The 231-nt window shown below is 60.6% G+C and carries 1 protein-coding gene; it reads right to left on the minus strand.

All coding sequences use genetic code 11. The annotated features are described in order from the left end of the window. Positions 1-231: transposase (locus tag GHO25_RS26015; RefSeq protein WP_153393504.1), on the minus strand; the 231-nt coding region annotated here is incomplete at both ends.

Genomic DNA, 231 nt, shown 5'->3' on the forward strand with positions numbered 1-231 from the left:
ACCAGTGGCTGCAATTGCACGCCGCAAGCGCCGACCCAACTGGCCAGCGTTGAACGAGGAATCGCGAGACCGGCCCGCCCGAAGATTTGCTCCTGGCGGTACAACGGCAAATGATCGGCGTATTTCGCGATCATCACCTGCGCCAACAGCCCGACCGTCGGGATGCCTTTGTCGATGACCTGCGCCGGCACCGGCTCTTGAATCAAGGTTTCGCAGTTGTCACAGACCCAT

It is taken from the genome of Pseudomonas sp. FSL R10-1350 (genome assembly GCF_009600525.1).
Classification (GTDB): domain Bacteria; phylum Pseudomonadota; class Gammaproteobacteria; order Pseudomonadales; family Pseudomonadaceae; genus Aquipseudomonas; species Aquipseudomonas helleri.